Below are 15,657 nucleotides of genomic sequence, written 5' to 3' on the forward strand. Positions count from 1 at the left end.
ACTTATGACACCTATTACTGCGGCTGTGGCTTTTACAGATTCACCTTTAAATAAAATCGCACAATTTGAAGGAACGGGAAGAGGAACGATATCTGCCACAATCTTAGGTGGTGGTTATTGGGAATAGTTTTGTAATAAAAACACTTATTCCATTTTTCTGATGAGTTTATCAAGTGTATTTCTGTTTGAATTATATTTAATCCTAAAAATTAAATTCTTGGTATTGATAAATAATCTAAAATTCGGCCTGATTCGGTTATGGAATGATATCCGAATTTATCAGAATTAAACTATTCGCAGTGATTGATTAAATTCGTAATAATACATCTGAGTTGAACGGAAGAGATTAAATGCCATCGGGTTAACCATCCGATGGCATTTAATGTTTATGCCCAGCGCTGGATCACTATCGAAGTATTAATACCACCGAAGGCAAAGTTATTACTTTGGATAAACTCGGTCTGGATTTGACGCGGTTGGTGCATGATGTAATCCAATTCACCACAAGCGGGATCAACCTCGTTGAGATTGATGGTCGGTGCAAACCAGCCTTCATTCATCATTTCCAGCGTTAACCAGGCTTCAAGCGCACCACAGGCCCCCAGTGTATGGCCGAAATAGCTTTTCAGTGAAGAGATAGGCGTTTGGTTGCCAAAGATATTGGCAGTGGCTTGACTCTCCGCCACATCTCCCCGATCGGTTGCCGTTCCGTGAGCGCTGAGGTAACCGATATCGGCTGGCTGTAAGCCTGCTGATTTCAGCGCCATTTCAATACATATTTGCATGGTTTCGGATTTTGGCTGAGTGATATGGGAAGCATCACAGTTAGTCGCAAATCCAATGATTTCACCATAAATTTTGGCGCCACGCGCTTTAGCGTGTTCCAATTCTTCAAGGATCAGCGTGCCAGCACCTTCACCAATCACCAGCCCATCGCGGTTAACATCAAATGGGGAAGGCGTAGTTTTTGGTGCTTCATTTTTCTGGCTGGTGGCGAACAGGGTATCAAATACCGCTGCTTCGGATGGACACAGCTCTTCCGCGCCACCCGCAACCATCACGGTTTGATAGCCATGACGGATAGCTTCCCACGCATAACCGATCGCCTGACTACCCGATGTACAGGCACTTGAGGTTGGGATCACTCTGCCACGCAGACCAAAGAACAGCCCGGTGTTGACGGCAGTGGTATGTGGCATCATCTGTACATAAGTTGTACCTGTGATGTTATTGGTATGCTTTTCTGTCAGCATGGTCGCAAATTCACTGACCGGCTTGGTACTGCCCGTCGAAGAACCGTAAGCAATGCCTGTTTCCCCATTGGTCAGGATGGGATCATCCAGTAAACCTGCCATCCCTAAAGCCAGCTCTGTGGCGCGCGTAGACATCAGAGAAACACGCCCCATGGAGCGAATGCGTTTACGGGTATAGTGTTCGGGTAAAATGAAATCCGTGACAGGTGCACCGAGGTGGGTATTAAGCCCGTCATATTCTGCCCATGCCGGCATTTGTTGGACGGTGTTGATACCCGCTTTCAATCCTGCGGAAACAGATTGCCAATCATGCCCCAGAGCGGTAATACCGCCCATTCCCGTAATAACTACCCTGCGAGTTGTTCCATTATGGCTCATAGCATTCCTCCATTGATTGAAATGACCTGACGGGTCACATAGCCTGCAATATCAGACATCAGGTAGCTGGCAAGACCGGCAACTTCATCGGCTTGCCCCATGCGTTTCATCGGGATCATATTCATGGCCTCTTTCAAGGCGACCTCTTCCATTTGAATCATATCTGTGCCAATTAGCCCTGGCGCAATACAGTTCACGGTGATTTTCCTTTTCGCCAACTCGATTGCCAGCGCTTTGGTGGCTCCGATAATGCCCGCTTTGGCTGCACTGTAATTGACCTGCCCACGGTTGCCCATCAAGCCAGACACGGATGACAAAGTGATGATTCGTCCTCCCTGACGCAAACCGATCATTGGCATTACGCAGGGATGGATAACATTGTAGAAACCATCCAGATTGGTATGGATGACGCTATCCCAGTCACTGCCTTCCAGAGCAGGAAAAGCCCCGTCTTTGGCAATTCCGGCATTGCAGACAATGCCATAATAGGCACCGTGGGTTTCGATATCTTTTTCCAGTACTTCACGGCAAGTTGTGCGATCTGAAACATCAAATTTCAGTACACGGCCATGACCGTCATTTGCCTGAATGTGTTCCAGTGTTTTTTCTGCGCCTTTAGCATCGCTGTGATAATGAACGATGACGTTGAATCCGTCTGCTGCCAGTCGGCAGGCAATTGCTCTGCCGATTCCTTTGCTGGCACCGGTCACTAGAACTGAACGCATTATGCTACTCCATCCCTTTGAAATAATTGTTTAAGCTCTGTTTTATCTGGTTGGTAGGTATTTAGGCGACCCGTTGTCAGCACCGTGCCGTTGCAACAGATCGAACCTTCAAAGCTGCCAACTTTTTCATCTTGTAGTAATAGATTCATCTGGATATCCAGCACACTGCCTTGTGTGAAAACAGGGGCCTGACATCGTACTGCGCGCCCACCAAGCAACATGCCCAATGCGGAATCTTCTTCTTTTCTTTCCTTGCGATGCCAGCCAGACCAAACGCCAATGGTTTGTGCCATGATTTCAATGGCAAACCAACCCGGCAGGTGGCCTTCTCCGTTAAGAAAAGGCGACAGGACACCTTCTTTGCTGACGGTGACTTGGCAATGGACATGGTCACTGGAAACGTTGATCACTTTTTCCAGTAACACCATCGGTGCTTCATGAGGGAGGTAACAATCTACCGGTAAATAGTCAGGCATTATACAGTTCCCAATATCAGGCTGGTATTGTTTCCACCAAAGGCAAAAGAGTTCGACATGATGATCGGTTTTTCCAGTGGCTTGGGTTGAGCCAGAAGGCCACAAGCAACCAGTGAGGCGTCAATGCCTGAACGCGAGAAATCTTGTACAGGCAGGGGTAAATTGCGGGTAAGCAATAACCAGCAAAGACCGGCTTCACATGCGCCAGCCGCACCCAGAGTATGGCCGGTTAAATATTTGGTTGAACTGCACGGGGTGTTTTCGCCAAAAATCTGATTGATGACGAGGGATTCCATTTGGTCATTTAATTTTGTGCCAGTGCCATGCAGGTTGATATACCCAATCTCGGCGGGAGATAACCCTGCGTTGTCCAATGCCATATTGATGGCTTCAATCGCCCCTTTTCCTTCAGGATGAGGGGCAGACATATGCCATGCGTCACTGGATTCTCCAACACCGAGCAATGCAATAGGCTGAGGCTCCCGTGTCAGCAGCAGTAATGTTGAGGCTTCCCCAATGGTAATGCCTTCGCGGTTTTCACAAAATGGCTCACATCGTGTTGAAGAGAGGGATTCAAGGCTATCGAAGCCATTGATTGGCATGCGGCTTAGTGTGTCTGCACCACCGACAATCGCTACATCGACCATGCCCATTTCAATCAGGCGCTGACCAGTGATAACCGCCCGTGAACTGGATGAACAGGCCGTGGAGATGGTCAATGCCGGCCCATCGGTATCAAGGTAATTGGCAAGGAAGCGGGAAGGATCGCCCAGTTCTTGTTGGTAATAATGGTACTGCTCATTAGGTTGCTGATGGATTGTTCGGCTAACATGTTGATCACCTTCGTCAAGGCCAGATGTACTGGTTCCCATGATAATTGCGATGCGTTCCCGTCCGAAACGGGCGATAGCTTCATCCACTTGTGGTTTTATTTGCAGAAAGGCAGCCAGTAGTAAGCGGTTATTACGGCTGTTGTGCTTAAACAGAGCATCAGGAATGGCAGGTAATTCACCGTCAACGCCGCCCAGACAGCAGGTTTTATCAGGTTGCAACCAGCCAGAACGCTCATACATGCCGGGTGCTTGGCCGATCACGAGGTTCTGGGCGATTTCATCCGTATTATTACCCAAGGCATTGAGCATACCCACGGCAGAAATATAAATCATGTTTTACTCTTCCAGATGCTGAATGGCGATGTTATAGCCAAAAATGAACTGCTGGACGCGAATCGGGCGTCGTTTGCCATTCGCGGTATCATAATGAATTTCCGTGATTAATTTTCCATTCTTATCATGCAGTTGGCGGGAATTACCGCTGTCCTTGAGTGTCCAGCCAGAAGGAAGCCGGGTCTGCCAGGCGGAAACGGGCCAATAACTCAGCATGATATCAGCCAATACTTGATTGGCTGGTGGAAGTTCCGGCAAAACAATAGATTGCTCGGTATGGATGCCGTTTTTGTCGTAATCCAGTTTGAATAACCGAATGCCTAACGAAGACAACCCCGCCAGAGACAGGTGTTGTTCATTAGCACTAAGCAACACAATTAATGATTGTTGTTTGTCTTTGACGGTGGCTGTCAGCAATTGTTGTTCATTAATCGCAGGCGCAATGCTCGGTCCTGGCAGAGAAACGCGTACACCCGGCTTTAGCCACGCGCTGGGCGAGCTATCTTGTGGAAAATTCGTACAAGCTGCCAACAGGCAAACCAGAGATAAGATAACTATCCGTATCATGATTTCTTTTTCCTTTTTTGGCGTTCGGGCATAGCCAGTGGAGAGAGCAGGAATGCGGTAAAGATCCCACTGCATAACACAATGCCAAAACTACTGATTGCTTGGGTACTACTGAATACCAACATGCCGAGCGTGAGCAATGAAGTACACATTGCTACGCTGATTGCCAGCAAAGAGGTGAGTGGCGTACCACGGGGATTGCTGAAAAACAGGGTGTAGTTGATACCAATGCCCAGCACCAAAACCAGCGCCAAGATTGAGAATAAGTTAAGGCTATAGCCGCTAAAACCGAGAACAGCCAATCCACACCCTAATGACAGCAATGATGGCAATATACTGATGACACCCCGGCGCAGGCCCAGCCGAATAATATAACTGACGGCGATCAAGATGATTGAACCCGCCAGCAACCAGCCAAGCATGGTGCGGTAAAACTGAAACATTTCATCAAAAGCCAGTTTGCGGTCGATCCAACTGACACCTGCCTGTTTCTCCGCTAATTGGCGCATCAGCACACTGTCCTTAACGCCGTTGACGGGTAGCAGGACACCGCTTTGACCGTTTGGCAGGGTTATCCACATCAGGCGCCAGCCTTCACTGACCACACTGTTGAGCCAGTCATTCGGTATAACCGTCATAGGGTGGATATCTGGCTGTTTGATTGTCAGTCCCGCGTCTGCCAAACGAGCCATGATATTGGGAATGGCGGCCTTGATAAGCCCAAGATCCCGCTGCTGTTGTGCCAGAGAGGAAAGGGGCAGACGCTGGTACTGACTGATATTACCTTGCTGTTTTTCTGCATCCAGTTTGGGTATAAAAGACTCTAATCGCTGTAATGTTTGTTCTGCATTATCGCCGTAAACCACGAACCATTTTTGGTCACTTCGCTGTCCGGTCAGTGCGGCAATGTGTTTTTCCTGTTGATGAATATCCTGTGGCAGAGCCTGCAATTGGGCAATGTCATCATTGACGTGCAAACGAGAGATCCCCAATAAAGCAAAAACTGCCAACATAGCGGGTAACCCGATATAAAACAGACGATTACGTCTCCACAAAGCCAGCCAGCGCATTAGCATAATCATGGCAGGAATTGGGCGCACAGGCAGATTCTTAGCCAGTCGGGGATACCAGCAAACGACGGTTAAGCAGGAAGCTGTCAGCCCCGCAGCGGCAAATACAGCCAATTGGCGCAGGCCGGGGAAGGGGGCAAACATCATGATGAGATAGGCAATAACAGTGGTCGCTAATGCCATTAATAAAGCAGGCAAAACTTTCCGCATGCTTTGCCACGCTGTGACTTCCTGCCCGTGCACCATGCGCTCTGTCAGGTAATAAATGGCGTAGTCAGCAGAAATACCGATGATGCTGATACTCATCACCAGCGTCATAAAATGCAATTCGCCAAAGACACCCAAGGTTGCCACGGTTCCGGCCAAAGCGCCGATGCTGATAGAGAGAACACACAGTAACAAGGGTTTCAGTGAGCGGAAAACACCATAGATAAGCAGCAATACTCCAAACACGGTAGCGCTACCCAATGTTGAAATATCGTGTTTTGCCTGTTGAGTCGCGTAATCGCTGTAAAACAGAGTTCCCCGTGAAATGACTTCGGCATCAGGAAATTGCGTTTTTAAGGTTTGCTGCAATTTATCGAGTTCAGTGACAGCATGATGCCCTTGCTGCATATCAAAAGAGGAACTGTTCAGCTCTCCGTGGAGCAGATACCAGTTTCTTCCTGACTCATCTTTAGCAACTAACCAGCCATTCTGAAGGCGTAATTGGCTGGATGTTTGTTGAAGCGCCAGTTGCGAACCCCTGACCAGCATCAAGGGATCATTACTGAGCTCTTGCCCACTGACACCGGAAAAGGCGGAATAAACCTGAGACAGTATCCAGTTTGCCTGCTGACTGCCATCGTCTTTCAGCCTGCCACGGGTAGCAGGATCGAGCAGCGCATTACGGTGCTCATAGTAAAAGCGTCCCCATGCTTGTTGCTGTTCTGCGGTCATTGGCCCTTTGACATGGGTCAGAAATGAGGTTTTTTGCAGATGTTCCAGCCAATATTGCGCAGGTGCAGAGTCTTCTTTCTTCCCCGGACTGACCATCCAGACCAATTGGCGATCAAGGCGTTGTATAAACTCTTCTTGCAGAGCGGGTGGCATCTCTCCGGCACTTTGTGCAGGTAGTAATGCCAGTACGCTGGTGGACAAGCGGGATTGCGGTAACAAGACTACCAGTGATATCAGTAAGATAGTGCACATGAGCAGCCAGAATAATGCCAGCAGACGCGGCTCAGAATTTGAAGTGTTGCTCTTCTTCATGGCTTAGCGTCTCAGGAGTCAGTCGGTGTTGAGTAAACGATAATTCTGTGCGATCACCCTGGCGATCGGTGAGTAAAATAGCATCAAGATTAGCTTGACCGTTCAGGGTAATCGCCGTGAACAGTTTATCCAAAGGGGAGGTTTTTGGCGTTAATACCAAACGCCACTTTTCCTGCCCTAAGTCACTGAACTCGATTTTGAAATTTTCTTCCAGCACGGCACGATCGGCCTGAAACAAGGCCCGCATCAAATGATTGAACTGAAACAGTTGTGGATTGGAGTCAGCAGTAATCACCTGAGGCGCTTGCCCCGACATGATTTGCACCATATGGCTGTCATCCAATACCAGTGTCAGCGGGAAAGGTTTCTTCTGATGCCACCACAGCCCTTGATGCTGTGAAACCAACATGTCACCGTTGGAGCGCAGCGGTTGAGGCATGCCCTGAATTTGACGCTCCTGTGTAAAGTGAGCACGGACAACAGGCTGGTGTGTAAAGCGCTGTTGTAACTCTTCAAGGGTAACGGCATGTGCCACATTATTGATTATCAGAAAATTTGCTGTCAGAAATAGCAGCATCCAGCGCCATTTTTTCACGGCCTAACTCCCATGCGTTCGAATAGAATATCCGGGCTGACAAAACTCATCTCCTGTGTTTCTTCGGAAACGGCAACCTGAATGGTGTAGCCCATCGTTGTTTTTTGGCCGCTTGCTGCATCAAAAATCTGGTAAGCAATTTTCAGGCGGTTTTCAAATTCTTCAATGGTAGCCCTCACGCGTATTTTTTGTTCAAAGCGCACTGATGCACGGTATTTGATTCGGGCATCAACGACAGGCCAAACGTAACCGGATTCGCGCATTTCGCTATAACCATAATTGAATTGGTTCATCAGCGCTTCACGGGCAATTTCAAAATAGCGGAAGTAATTTCCATGCCAAACGACGCCCATGGGATCTGCGTCATGAAATGGCACGGTCAATTCGACCTCAGCGGTAAAACGGGGATCAGTCAGCATTTTTTTTATTCCTTATTTGTCCGATCAGCTGGCAATTGCCAGAAATCGAAAAAATTGAACCAATCAAGGGGAGATTGCAGAGCGTAATGTTCCAGACGGGAAGCGTAGTGATCCACTGCCTGCTGCAATGCCTGTTCTCTTTGTTTACGCGGCAGTTCCAGCGGATTGGCGAAGTGCTCACAATAAATTCTGAATTGGTTATTTTGTCGGAGAGCGAACATTAACAGTACTGGGCAGCGCAACACGGATGCAAGGATAAACGGCCCTTGCGGAAAGGGAGCTGGATGACCAAGGAATTGGCTCCAAACCACACGCTGGGTATTGGCTCGGGAAGGATTAACAGCAATCCGATCACCGACAATAGCGACCCATTCACCGGCATCAATTTTTTCTTTCAGCATGATGGCGGTATCGGCTCCCACATCCGTCACCGGCAATAAATTGATGCCTGCCTGTGGTGAGACTTCTTCAATAATTTGTTTGAAACGTTGGGCATGTTCAGTAAACACCAGTGCATTGATGGTTTGTTTCCCTGCCTTTTGTGCCAGTGCCCGACAAACTTCAATGTCGCCCAGATGCGAAACCAGAAGCAGCTTGCCACCTGAATTCCCATCCAAAAGCGTCTGTTCTGCGTCTGGTGCAAATTCGATATCTTTTCCCCATTTTAAATCACCGCGCCAGCTTGCGATTTTATCCAACATGGCTCCGCCGAAACGCAGGTAATGACGGTAACTATCAAGGTGTTGTGGAATGGGGACCCCTTTGCGTTGCATGGTCTGTTTCAGACGCGCAAGATACTGACGCGATGCCTGACGTTGTGAGCCGCCAGTGGCCCAGAAATAGCCAACAACAGGATAAAGCAGCCACTCAAAGGGCTTGCGTCCGAGCCATCGATAAACCGCCAGCATAAACTTCATGCCAAGCAGCCCCTTGCGCTCTTTAATATCAGACCAGTGACGGTGGTTGCGCCATAATCGTTTACGCCATAACAGCGAGGGAATGCGTGGTAACATGCTGAAAAACAGACGGGTATGCATCCATGAGATGCTGAGGTTATCCCGCAGTGCATCGAAATGGGACAAGCCATTTTCAGGATAAATCACTTTTGTTGGCACAAACTCACTTTCTGTTCCTTGCCAGTAAAGCCGCACCATGATTTCGATATCAAAATCCATCCTGCGGCCAATGTCTTTTTTAGCCAACAATTGCAGCGTAGGCGCCAACGGATAAACCCGGAAGCCACACATGCTGTCTTTGATGGAAAAAGAAAGCGTCTCTACCCAAACCCAGAAATGAGTGATATAGCGTCCATAAAGGCGGGATTTTGGCACGGAAACGTCATATATCGGATTGCCGGAAATCAAGCTGTTAGGATGCTGCTGTGCCTTTGCTAAAAACGCGGGAATATCGTCAAGGCAATGTTGCCCATCTGCATCAACCTGCAAGGCGTGGCTATATCCTGCATCTGCGGCAGCCCGCATTCCTGCCATAACAGCCCCCCCTTTGCCCTGATTATGTGCAAGGCGGAGAAGCGTCACATTGGGAACCGATTTTGCCAAATCTTCAAGGCGACGTTGAGTATCAGCTTCACTTCCGTCATCGACGATAAAGCAGTGAAGTTGATAAGGCGATAACCTTTCCAATACAGCAGGCATGGTTGCGCCGTGGTTATAACAAGGAATAACCACGCAGGGCGTAATGGTGTTCACGCTCAGCGACATAACTTTATCTTTCCTTGGCTTGCAGTCTGATGTTCGCTGCCGTTTGAAACTTCCACTTCATAGCTGAAGGCCAGAAGCTGTTTTTCTTCTGCCCACGTCATTTTTAACAGAAGTTTGTCACGGGGTTGCAGGGGAAACTGGAATTTAACCATTTCAATCGAAGAGAAAGACCAGTCTGGCGCGAGTAAAGTCTCAGCATAGTGCATAACCCAATCGATTTGGGCCACACCCGGCAAGAGCGGTTGAATGGGAAAATGCCCACGAAACCAAGCCAGATCGGGATCTAAATACAGTTGTATAATGGCCTCATTTTGAGCAGGTTGCCCGCGGTGAATTTCAATGGGTTTCATTAAATAGCTCCTGTAACGCAGGCCATGAACGTTTGCTTTGGGCATTCAAGGGGATGGATTCGATCACTCGCCAGTAGCGGGGTAATGCGACGGGTTCCAGCCAAGGCTTCAATTGGCAACGCCAATGTCGGGAAAACTGATTAACACCTTGTTGCTGATAGCGTTCGTAGTCTTCATGCTCTAAAACCACGACTGCGCCAATGTAGTTGCGTTTTCCCCGATTGATGAGCAGTGCCGCAGCATCAGCGATGCCATGAATGTCACACAAACGGCGCTCAATTTCAGACAGTGAAATGCGCTTTTCTTCAATTTTTACCAGCCGGTCACGACGTCCCAATAAAGTGAAATTACCCCGGTCATCGAAGGCAAACTGATCATCCAAAATTAAGCCTTTGGGTTCAGTCACCAGCGGAGAATAAACGCGTAGATTTCCTTCCTCATCTTCACGGAATGAAACATTCTCAAATGTTGTCCAAACGGCATTGTCTGTTTTACGCTCGCGCCAAGCCATGATGCCTGTTTCGGTACAGCCATAAATTTCATTGGGGAGAATATTGAGCCATTGTTGCACCCGTTCTGCATGGGCAAAATGCAAAGGGCCGCCCGCCGAAACCACAAAAGCGCATTCTGGTGCGGGAAGTTTGTCATCAAGCCTTTGTAAAAAGGCGGGGCTACTGATCAGAACGCAGCGTGGGCTACCGATGAGTTGCTCGGGAAACTCCACCATTTTGCGGTCGAATGGCAGACCCAATGACATAGGCAACCAGATGCGGAAGGTCAAACCATACAGATGTTGATGACTGACCGACGCTCTGACAATACAAGATTGCAGTTGATCTCCCCATAAAGCCGCCAGCCATTGGGATTCAAGATCCATGACTGCGACAGGTTTGATCACTTGCTGAGGTTTACCCGTTGAACCGGAAGTGAACATCACCAAAGCGGCATCAGCCGGAATAGCCGGTAATGTGATGTCAGGTGAGGCTTTTTCCATAACATCAACTTCTGGGTTAGACAGCGAGATTTGCCAGCAAGGACAAGATAAAGTCAGAGGCAAATCGGTTAATACACCATCAAACAGAGGCAGTTGTTCCTGCAACTGAGCCTCACGGCAGTGCCCCGGAATAACGGGAGTCTGGCCGGCATGAAGTGTTGCCAATAGTGCGACACAGAAATGGTAACTATCTTCAAAACACAGCGCCCAGCGGAGAGTTTTCTGTTCTTGGTCTTGCAAACTCCGCTCTTTGAGACGCCAATACAGGGCGATGACATCCTGCCGGAGTGTATTCAGGCTGATAGCATGATTGCCCCAACTGATGATTCTATTGGGGCAATTATCTTCTGATAGCCATTGGGATATGGGTTGTACTTTCATCTTTTCTTTACCCGTTGGCGTATCAGCCATTCAACGGTGATGAGTAACCCGATTAATAGATAACTCACCATTCCGTTCCACAATGTCCATAAAACCATATCGTTATACAGGCAAGTCCCAAGTGCTACAGCGCCATTGAACATAAAAAACAGGCACCAGATATAAGTGACTTTACGTGTATAGATAACGCCCTCTGGAGGTAAATCCGGCTCTTTGTAACGGGCCATTCTTTCAATGATGGGAGGCCCATAATGTAATGAACCACCGAACAGGATCAGCAGAACGGTATTAACGACCACTGGGTAGTACATCAGCAATTGATGATTGCGCAGGAATAAACTGGCTAGCCCCAGAATTATTCCGGCTATGGATAATATCCATCCGGCATTCCAACCCGTTTTTTGCTGATTTTGCGTTTGGTGTTTGCTTAACAGTAATCGCAAAACAAAAAACAGAATAATGACAACTAATATTGCATGAAATTGCCCGTAGTTGACCATCGCCCACACCAAGAAAGGCCAGGCGATCAACATCACGGTATTGGCAATACGGAACAATAAAATCAATGGCTTCAATTAACTACCCAAATGTTTGCAGCTTGTTTTTGTTGTACTGATTATTGCCCTTTCAGCAATTGCTCTACGGCATCCACAACATCCTGAACTGTGCGGACAGATTTGAATGCTTCTGGTTTGATCTTGCGGCCGGTTTTTTTCTGCAAATGGACGACCATATCAACCGCATCAATGCTGTCGAGTTCCAGATCTTCGTAAAGACGTGATTCAGGCGTAATGTCTTCAGGGGACAGTTCAAACAATTGAACCAAGAGTTGTGATACTTCCTGAAAAATAGCTTGTTTTTCCATGATGACACCTGTTCTTATACTTGTTGTGACTGGATATAAGTTGCCAGTGCGGCGACAGAAGAAAAGTGCTGGCGCATCTCTTCACTTTCGGAAGATAAGACGATGCCATAACGGTTTTTGACTGCCAAACCCAGTTCCAGCGCATCAATAGAGTCTAGCCCTAAACCATCGCCAAATAAGGGCGCATCGGTTTCAATATCAGCAGGTGTGAGCTCTTCCAGATTCAGGGTATCTATGATTAATTGTTTTATTTCATTGTGTAGTTTTGGGTGTAGTTCTTGCATCATCGTATCCGATATCGATTAATTTTATGGTGTTAATAAATGAGTAAGCTGGCGATTGAGCTGACGGGCAGCGATGGCGTGTCCGTTCTCTGTATCGACAGCAAAATTTTCATTGGTGAGTTGTTCACCAATGGTGATCGTATAAATGGGTTTTTGGGGTGGAATTTGATACCACTTGCTTTTCTTATCTAACATTTTCTGGCTGCAAGTAATATGTATGATCCGTAAATCGCACTCACATCGCACGGCGATATTGGCCGCCCCACGTTGAAGCGAAATAGGATGCCCCGGCGTCGTGCGCGTTCCTTCCGGAAAAATCAGAATATTGTGTCCGGAAGCTAACCGTTCGCGGCAAACAGGAAGCAAAATTTCTGCATCGCTGTTGATGAGATAACGGGCAGAACGGATTGCACCACTGACAAACGGATTGCGCAGCAGCGCTGATTTTACGATGCAATCCACATCCGGCAGGGTTGAGGCCAATATGACGTAATCCAGCAAAGTAGGATGATTTGCAACGATCAAACAGCCTTTGTCTGTGCGAATTTTTTCCAGACCACTAAAATGGTAATCCAGTACGCCCAATTTTCTGGTTAAAAAGAGGAACAGACGGAAGCTGAACGAAATACTGTGGCGCGCAAGACGGCATCGTTTGTCTTCATTGCGTTGAAAAAACAGCAATAAATTAAACCAGATAAGGGAAAGCAGTAGCCCGCCTACGCCAAACAGGACGAAACAGAACCCTGTCATGAGCAGACGCCAGAGCCAGTTAATTCGTTCAGCGATATTGACTGTAATTCTTTTCACCATCTTATCGGTTCCAATTCCATTGACAACGATCCCCAGTAACCATGAAATTTTGTTCACCTCGCAGCCAGCCATGAAGAAACTGTAAGCTTTGGGGAAGATTAGGTTCGGTTTCCGGGGAAGATAGCCTTGTGGAAGACTGCTTTGTACAGCACAGGCCAGTGCCTTGCTCCAGTAGCAGCGCTACCGCAAACGGATAGGTTGGGGTATTGGCATCAATGACATTGTGATAAAAGCCAGGGATCTCGCCATCAAAATCAACGAGCAGGATTTTACGATGACCCGCATGGAGCAGTGTCAGGGCTTCAAACAGACCTTGCTGAAAACTGTCAATGCCTGCCGAAATGGAAGAGGAAACCAGAGGCGCTTTAGCCACAATGGTCAGATTGCCGACTGAAGAGTTATGAACTGACATGGCAAAATTGGTTGGCGAAACGCTCTCTGTCTGTGCCAGATTGTGCAATATCTGGTAATTGCGCTCCAATTCACCATGACGACTGCTATAAACAATAGCATCGACTTGATTGCGACGAAGGATAGTCAAACCACAGTCTACGGCAAGGCGGCTACCTGAACTGAGACGACGAGCCGTCATCATGGGTAACTGGGAGCATTTTGCTAATGGGCATGAACCATCAATAACGGCGGGTGATGCCGCAGACCATTCTTTCCATTCTTCATCCATGGAAAGTCCCGGTGCGATGGCTTGCCAATCTGTAATATCCAATGTCAATTTCATGAAATACCGTTCGTTACTGCTTTTTGCAGATCAGTAATGTGTGTCCAAGCCCTAACTGATCAATTTGGCTTTCTATTACCAACCCTGCTTTATTCAGGAATTGGGTAAAGTCATCAATGCTGTAAAAACGACTATTGCCATTTGCCATACAAGTAAAATAAAGCGAGGTCGCATTAAGACTATAAGCCGCTGCTTCAAAAGGCTGGCAGTCCCAGAACAGCTCCATAATGCAGATTCGTGCATCAGGTTTCATTGCTGCTGAGATCTTGCGTAAGATGCCTATAATTTGTGTTTCGGAAAAACAATCCAAGAATTGGCTCATCCACCAGATATCTGCTTCTGTGGGTAAGTCGTTATCCGATAACATGTCAACAGGATAGCCGAAAATACGGTCAGCCATGCCTTGGCTGCGTATATTTTCTTCAGCCAGTTTTATTTGCTGGGGTAAATCCAGAATAGTGACGCTGACTTTACTGTCATATCGGCAGCAGCGCAATGCCCATTTTCCTGTATTGCCACCGACATCATAAATCACTTTAGGATTCATGGAGAAAATGGTTTTCAAGGCTGCGCTAAAGGCAGAGTCAGAATAAAAATGATCGAATGAAAACCAGCTTGTTTTTGCAGGCTCAGGTAATTGGCTAAGGGCGGGATAAATGGTTGGCCATTCACCGAATACTTTTAATCCGGCAGGCTTATTTTTCATAAGCGATTCTTTTAGATGAAATAGCCCCTGATAACAAACATCTTGGGTGAAATCCATATTGACGCGGGTCATTTTGTCATGCAGCAAATAGTGGCCGATTTTACTGAGAAAATAACGTTCATCTTGTTTGATGATAATTTTACCGCTCAATCCCATATCCAGCAAAATACCCACGCCGTAGCTGTCTAATTCTGAACTGCTACAAATTTCATCTTTAGTTGCACCATTCTTATGATTTTTATCTAAGAAAGATAAAATTCCACAATCGCGCAATCCGATTGCGGTTTGAAATAGCATGGGAGCAAAAGCAATGCGCTGAGCTTCAGTAATCGCTTCCAGAGCACTGAATTCGTCTTTGTCATAATTGTAGGGTGCAGTCATATATCCCAATATCCGATATGTCTATAGCCAGAAAATATATTTAAAGATTGAAGCCTACCTCATCAGGAATTTTTTACCTATCGGGGTAGGCTCTAAGATGATGTTACTGATTAGCCAGCAGGACTAAATTTGACTGAATATCTTTATCCAGATTATTGATCCAGCGATTGTAATTGCGGTGAATTTTACCGTTACTTTCTCTCAGCTTATGGCTGGTAACATAATTAATGGAGTAATTTTTGGCGGTATAATTGATGCGTATTTGAACGTCATGTTTGCGCTTTTTCAGGAAGCCATCAATAACACCCGGGGAAACTTCAGTCATAACCCATTTGCGTTTTTTGCCTGCTTCCAAAATAGCTTTTTTCACGGAAGGCTGGGAGTTATGTGTCACGATAGTAGTTTGAGGCGTTAATATTGGCACATTCCGTGCGCAACCTGCGAGCGTGACGATGCAAGCCAGACTGATTAACAGTTTATGTGAAGTTTTCATCATTTTTCTCTTGTTAGATGAGGCAATATAGCTTGT

At 47.1% G+C, this 15,657-nt stretch carries 18 protein-coding genes; all 18 read right to left on the reverse strand.

Annotated elements, in window-relative coordinates; all coding sequences use genetic code 11:
* Positions 1–386: 386 nt before the first annotated feature.
* Positions 387–1,631, reverse strand: coding sequence for a beta-ketoacyl-ACP synthase (locus tag AB204_RS13765; protein WP_047963942.1), 1,245 nt, complete (start codon positions 1,629–1,631; stop codon positions 387–389).
* Positions 1,628–2,359 carry a 3-ketoacyl-ACP reductase FabG2 gene (locus AB204_RS13770; RefSeq protein WP_047963943.1) on the reverse strand — a complete coding sequence of 244 codons (732 nt, stop codon included), beginning with the start codon at positions 2,357–2,359 and terminating at the stop codon, positions 1,628–1,630. The genes AB204_RS13765 and AB204_RS13770 overlap by 4 nt, the downstream gene beginning before the upstream one ends.
* Positions 2,356–2,832, reverse strand: a complete 477-nt coding sequence (locus AB204_RS13775; protein WP_047963944.1) for an ApeP family dehydratase — start codon at positions 2,830–2,832, stop codon at positions 2,356–2,358. The genes AB204_RS13770 and AB204_RS13775 overlap by 4 nt, the downstream gene beginning before the upstream one ends.
* Positions 2,832–3,998: a beta-ketoacyl-[acyl-carrier-protein] synthase family protein gene (locus tag AB204_RS13780; RefSeq protein WP_047963945.1), complete on the reverse strand. Its 1,167-nt coding sequence runs from the start codon at positions 3,996–3,998 to the stop codon at positions 2,832–2,834. Before AB204_RS13780 ends, AB204_RS13775 begins: the two co-directional genes overlap by 1 nt.
* A gap of 3 nt (positions 3,999–4,001) precedes the next feature.
* On the reverse strand, positions 4,002–4,565 hold the full coding sequence (locus AB204_RS13785) for a DUF3261 domain-containing protein (RefSeq protein WP_047963946.1): 564 nt from the start codon (positions 4,563–4,565) through the stop codon (positions 4,002–4,004).
* Positions 4,562–6,886 (reverse strand): MMPL family transporter, encoded by a 2,325-nt coding sequence (locus tag AB204_RS13790; protein ID WP_047963947.1) that lies wholly within the window; start codon positions 6,884–6,886, stop codon positions 4,562–4,564. The genes AB204_RS13785 and AB204_RS13790 overlap by 4 nt, the downstream gene beginning before the upstream one ends.
* Positions 6,858–7,463, reverse strand: coding sequence for an outer membrane lipoprotein carrier protein LolA (locus AB204_RS13795; protein WP_047963998.1), 606 nt, complete (start codon positions 7,461–7,463; stop codon positions 6,858–6,860). The genes AB204_RS13790 and AB204_RS13795 overlap by 29 nt, the downstream gene beginning before the upstream one ends.
* A 14-nt stretch (positions 7,464–7,477) precedes the next feature.
* Entirely contained in the window at positions 7,478–7,900 is a 423-nt protein-coding gene (locus AB204_RS13800; protein WP_047963948.1) for an acyl-CoA thioesterase, read from the reverse strand.
* Positions 7,901–7,905: 5 nt separating this feature from the next.
* Complete coding sequence (locus AB204_RS13805) at positions 7,906–9,615, reverse strand: glycosyltransferase family 2 protein (protein WP_235428092.1); 1,710 nt, start codon at positions 9,613–9,615, stop codon at positions 7,906–7,908.
* Positions 9,612–9,971: an ApeI family dehydratase gene (locus AB204_RS13810; protein WP_047963950.1), complete on the reverse strand. Its 360-nt coding sequence runs from the start codon at positions 9,969–9,971 to the stop codon at positions 9,612–9,614. The genes AB204_RS13805 and AB204_RS13810 overlap by 4 nt, the downstream gene beginning before the upstream one ends.
* A complete protein-coding gene (locus AB204_RS13815) occupies positions 9,958–11,346 on the reverse strand; it encodes an AMP-binding protein (protein WP_047963951.1) in 1,389 nt (462 codons plus the stop codon). The genes AB204_RS13810 and AB204_RS13815 overlap by 14 nt, the downstream gene beginning before the upstream one ends.
* A complete protein-coding gene (locus AB204_RS13820; protein WP_235428091.1) occupies positions 11,343–11,921 on the reverse strand; it encodes a COG4648 family protein in 579 nt (192 codons plus the stop codon). The genes AB204_RS13815 and AB204_RS13820 overlap by 4 nt, the downstream gene beginning before the upstream one ends.
* A gap of 41 nt (positions 11,922–11,962) precedes the next feature.
* Positions 11,963–12,214, reverse strand: coding sequence for an acyl carrier protein (locus tag AB204_RS13825; RefSeq protein WP_047963952.1), 252 nt, complete (start codon positions 12,212–12,214; stop codon positions 11,963–11,965).
* Between the two features lie 11 nt (positions 12,215–12,225).
* On the reverse strand, positions 12,226–12,495 hold the full coding sequence (locus AB204_RS13830) for a phosphopantetheine-binding protein (RefSeq protein ID WP_047963953.1): 270 nt from the start codon (positions 12,493–12,495) through the stop codon (positions 12,226–12,228).
* Between the two features lie 24 nt (positions 12,496–12,519).
* Positions 12,520–13,305 (reverse strand): lysophospholipid acyltransferase family protein, encoded by a 786-nt coding sequence (locus tag AB204_RS13835; protein ID WP_047963954.1) that lies wholly within the window; start codon positions 13,303–13,305, stop codon positions 12,520–12,522.
* A gap of 1 nt (position 13,306) precedes the next feature.
* Positions 13,307–14,041, reverse strand: a complete 735-nt coding sequence (locus AB204_RS13840) for a beta-ketoacyl synthase chain length factor (protein WP_047963955.1) — start codon at positions 14,039–14,041, stop codon at positions 13,307–13,309.
* A 13-nt stretch (positions 14,042–14,054) separates the two neighbouring features.
* Complete coding sequence (locus AB204_RS13845; RefSeq protein ID WP_047963956.1) at positions 14,055–15,128, reverse strand: methyltransferase; 1,074 nt, start codon at positions 15,126–15,128, stop codon at positions 14,055–14,057.
* 103 nt (positions 15,129–15,231) lie between these two features.
* Positions 15,232–15,621 carry a hypothetical protein gene (locus AB204_RS13850; protein WP_047963957.1) on the reverse strand — a complete coding sequence of 130 codons (390 nt, stop codon included), beginning with the start codon at positions 15,619–15,621 and terminating at the stop codon, positions 15,232–15,234.
* Positions 15,622–15,657 lie beyond the last annotated feature (36 nt).

It is taken from the genome of Xenorhabdus khoisanae (assembly GCF_001037465.1).
GTDB classification, from domain to species: domain Bacteria; phylum Pseudomonadota; class Gammaproteobacteria; order Enterobacterales; family Enterobacteriaceae; genus Xenorhabdus; species Xenorhabdus khoisanae.

What these genes read in the sequence shown, in the direction of transcription:
- AB204_RS13765 (WP_047963942.1), bottom strand. Translation starts at nt 1,631, where the DNA reads ATGAGCCATAATGGAACAACTCGCAGGGTAGTTATTACGGGAATGGGC.
- AB204_RS13775 (WP_047963944.1), bottom strand. Translation starts at nt 2,832, where the DNA reads ATGCCTGACTATTTACCGGTAGATTGTTACCTCCCTCATGAAGCACCG.
- AB204_RS13780 (WP_047963945.1), bottom strand. Translation starts at nt 3,998, where the DNA reads ATGATTTATATTTCTGCCGTGGGTATGCTCAATGCCTTGGGTAATAAT.
- AB204_RS13785 (WP_047963946.1), bottom strand. Translation starts at nt 4,565, where the DNA reads ATGATACGGATAGTTATCTTATCTCTGGTTTGCCTGTTGGCAGCTTGT.
- AB204_RS13790 (WP_047963947.1), bottom strand. Translation starts at nt 6,886, where the DNA reads ATGAAGAAGAGCAACACTTCAAATTCTGAGCCGCGTCTGCTGGCATTA.
- AB204_RS13795 (WP_047963998.1), bottom strand. Translation starts at nt 7,463, where the DNA reads ATGCTGCTATTTCTGACAGCAAATTTTCTGATAATCAATAATGTGGCA.
- AB204_RS13800 (WP_047963948.1), bottom strand. Translation starts at nt 7,900, where the DNA reads ATGCTGACTGATCCCCGTTTTACCGCTGAGGTCGAATTGACCGTGCCA.
- AB204_RS13810 (WP_047963950.1), bottom strand. Translation starts at nt 9,971, where the DNA reads ATGAAACCCATTGAAATTCACCGCGGGCAACCTGCTCAAAATGAGGCC.
- AB204_RS13815 (WP_047963951.1), bottom strand. Translation starts at nt 11,346, where the DNA reads ATGAAAGTACAACCCATATCCCAATGGCTATCAGAAGATAATTGCCCC.
- AB204_RS13830 (WP_047963953.1), bottom strand. Translation starts at nt 12,495, where the DNA reads ATGCAAGAACTACACCCAAAACTACACAATGAAATAAAACAATTAATC.
- AB204_RS13835 (WP_047963954.1), bottom strand. Translation starts at nt 13,305, where the DNA reads ATGGTGAAAAGAATTACAGTCAATATCGCTGAACGAATTAACTGGCTC.
- AB204_RS13840 (WP_047963955.1), bottom strand. Translation starts at nt 14,041, where the DNA reads ATGAAATTGACATTGGATATTACAGATTGGCAAGCCATCGCACCGGGA.
- AB204_RS13845 (WP_047963956.1), bottom strand. Translation starts at nt 15,128, where the DNA reads ATGACTGCACCCTACAATTATGACAAAGACGAATTCAGTGCTCTGGAA.
- AB204_RS13850 (WP_047963957.1), bottom strand. Translation starts at nt 15,621, where the DNA reads ATGAAAACTTCACATAAACTGTTAATCAGTCTGGCTTGCATCGTCACG.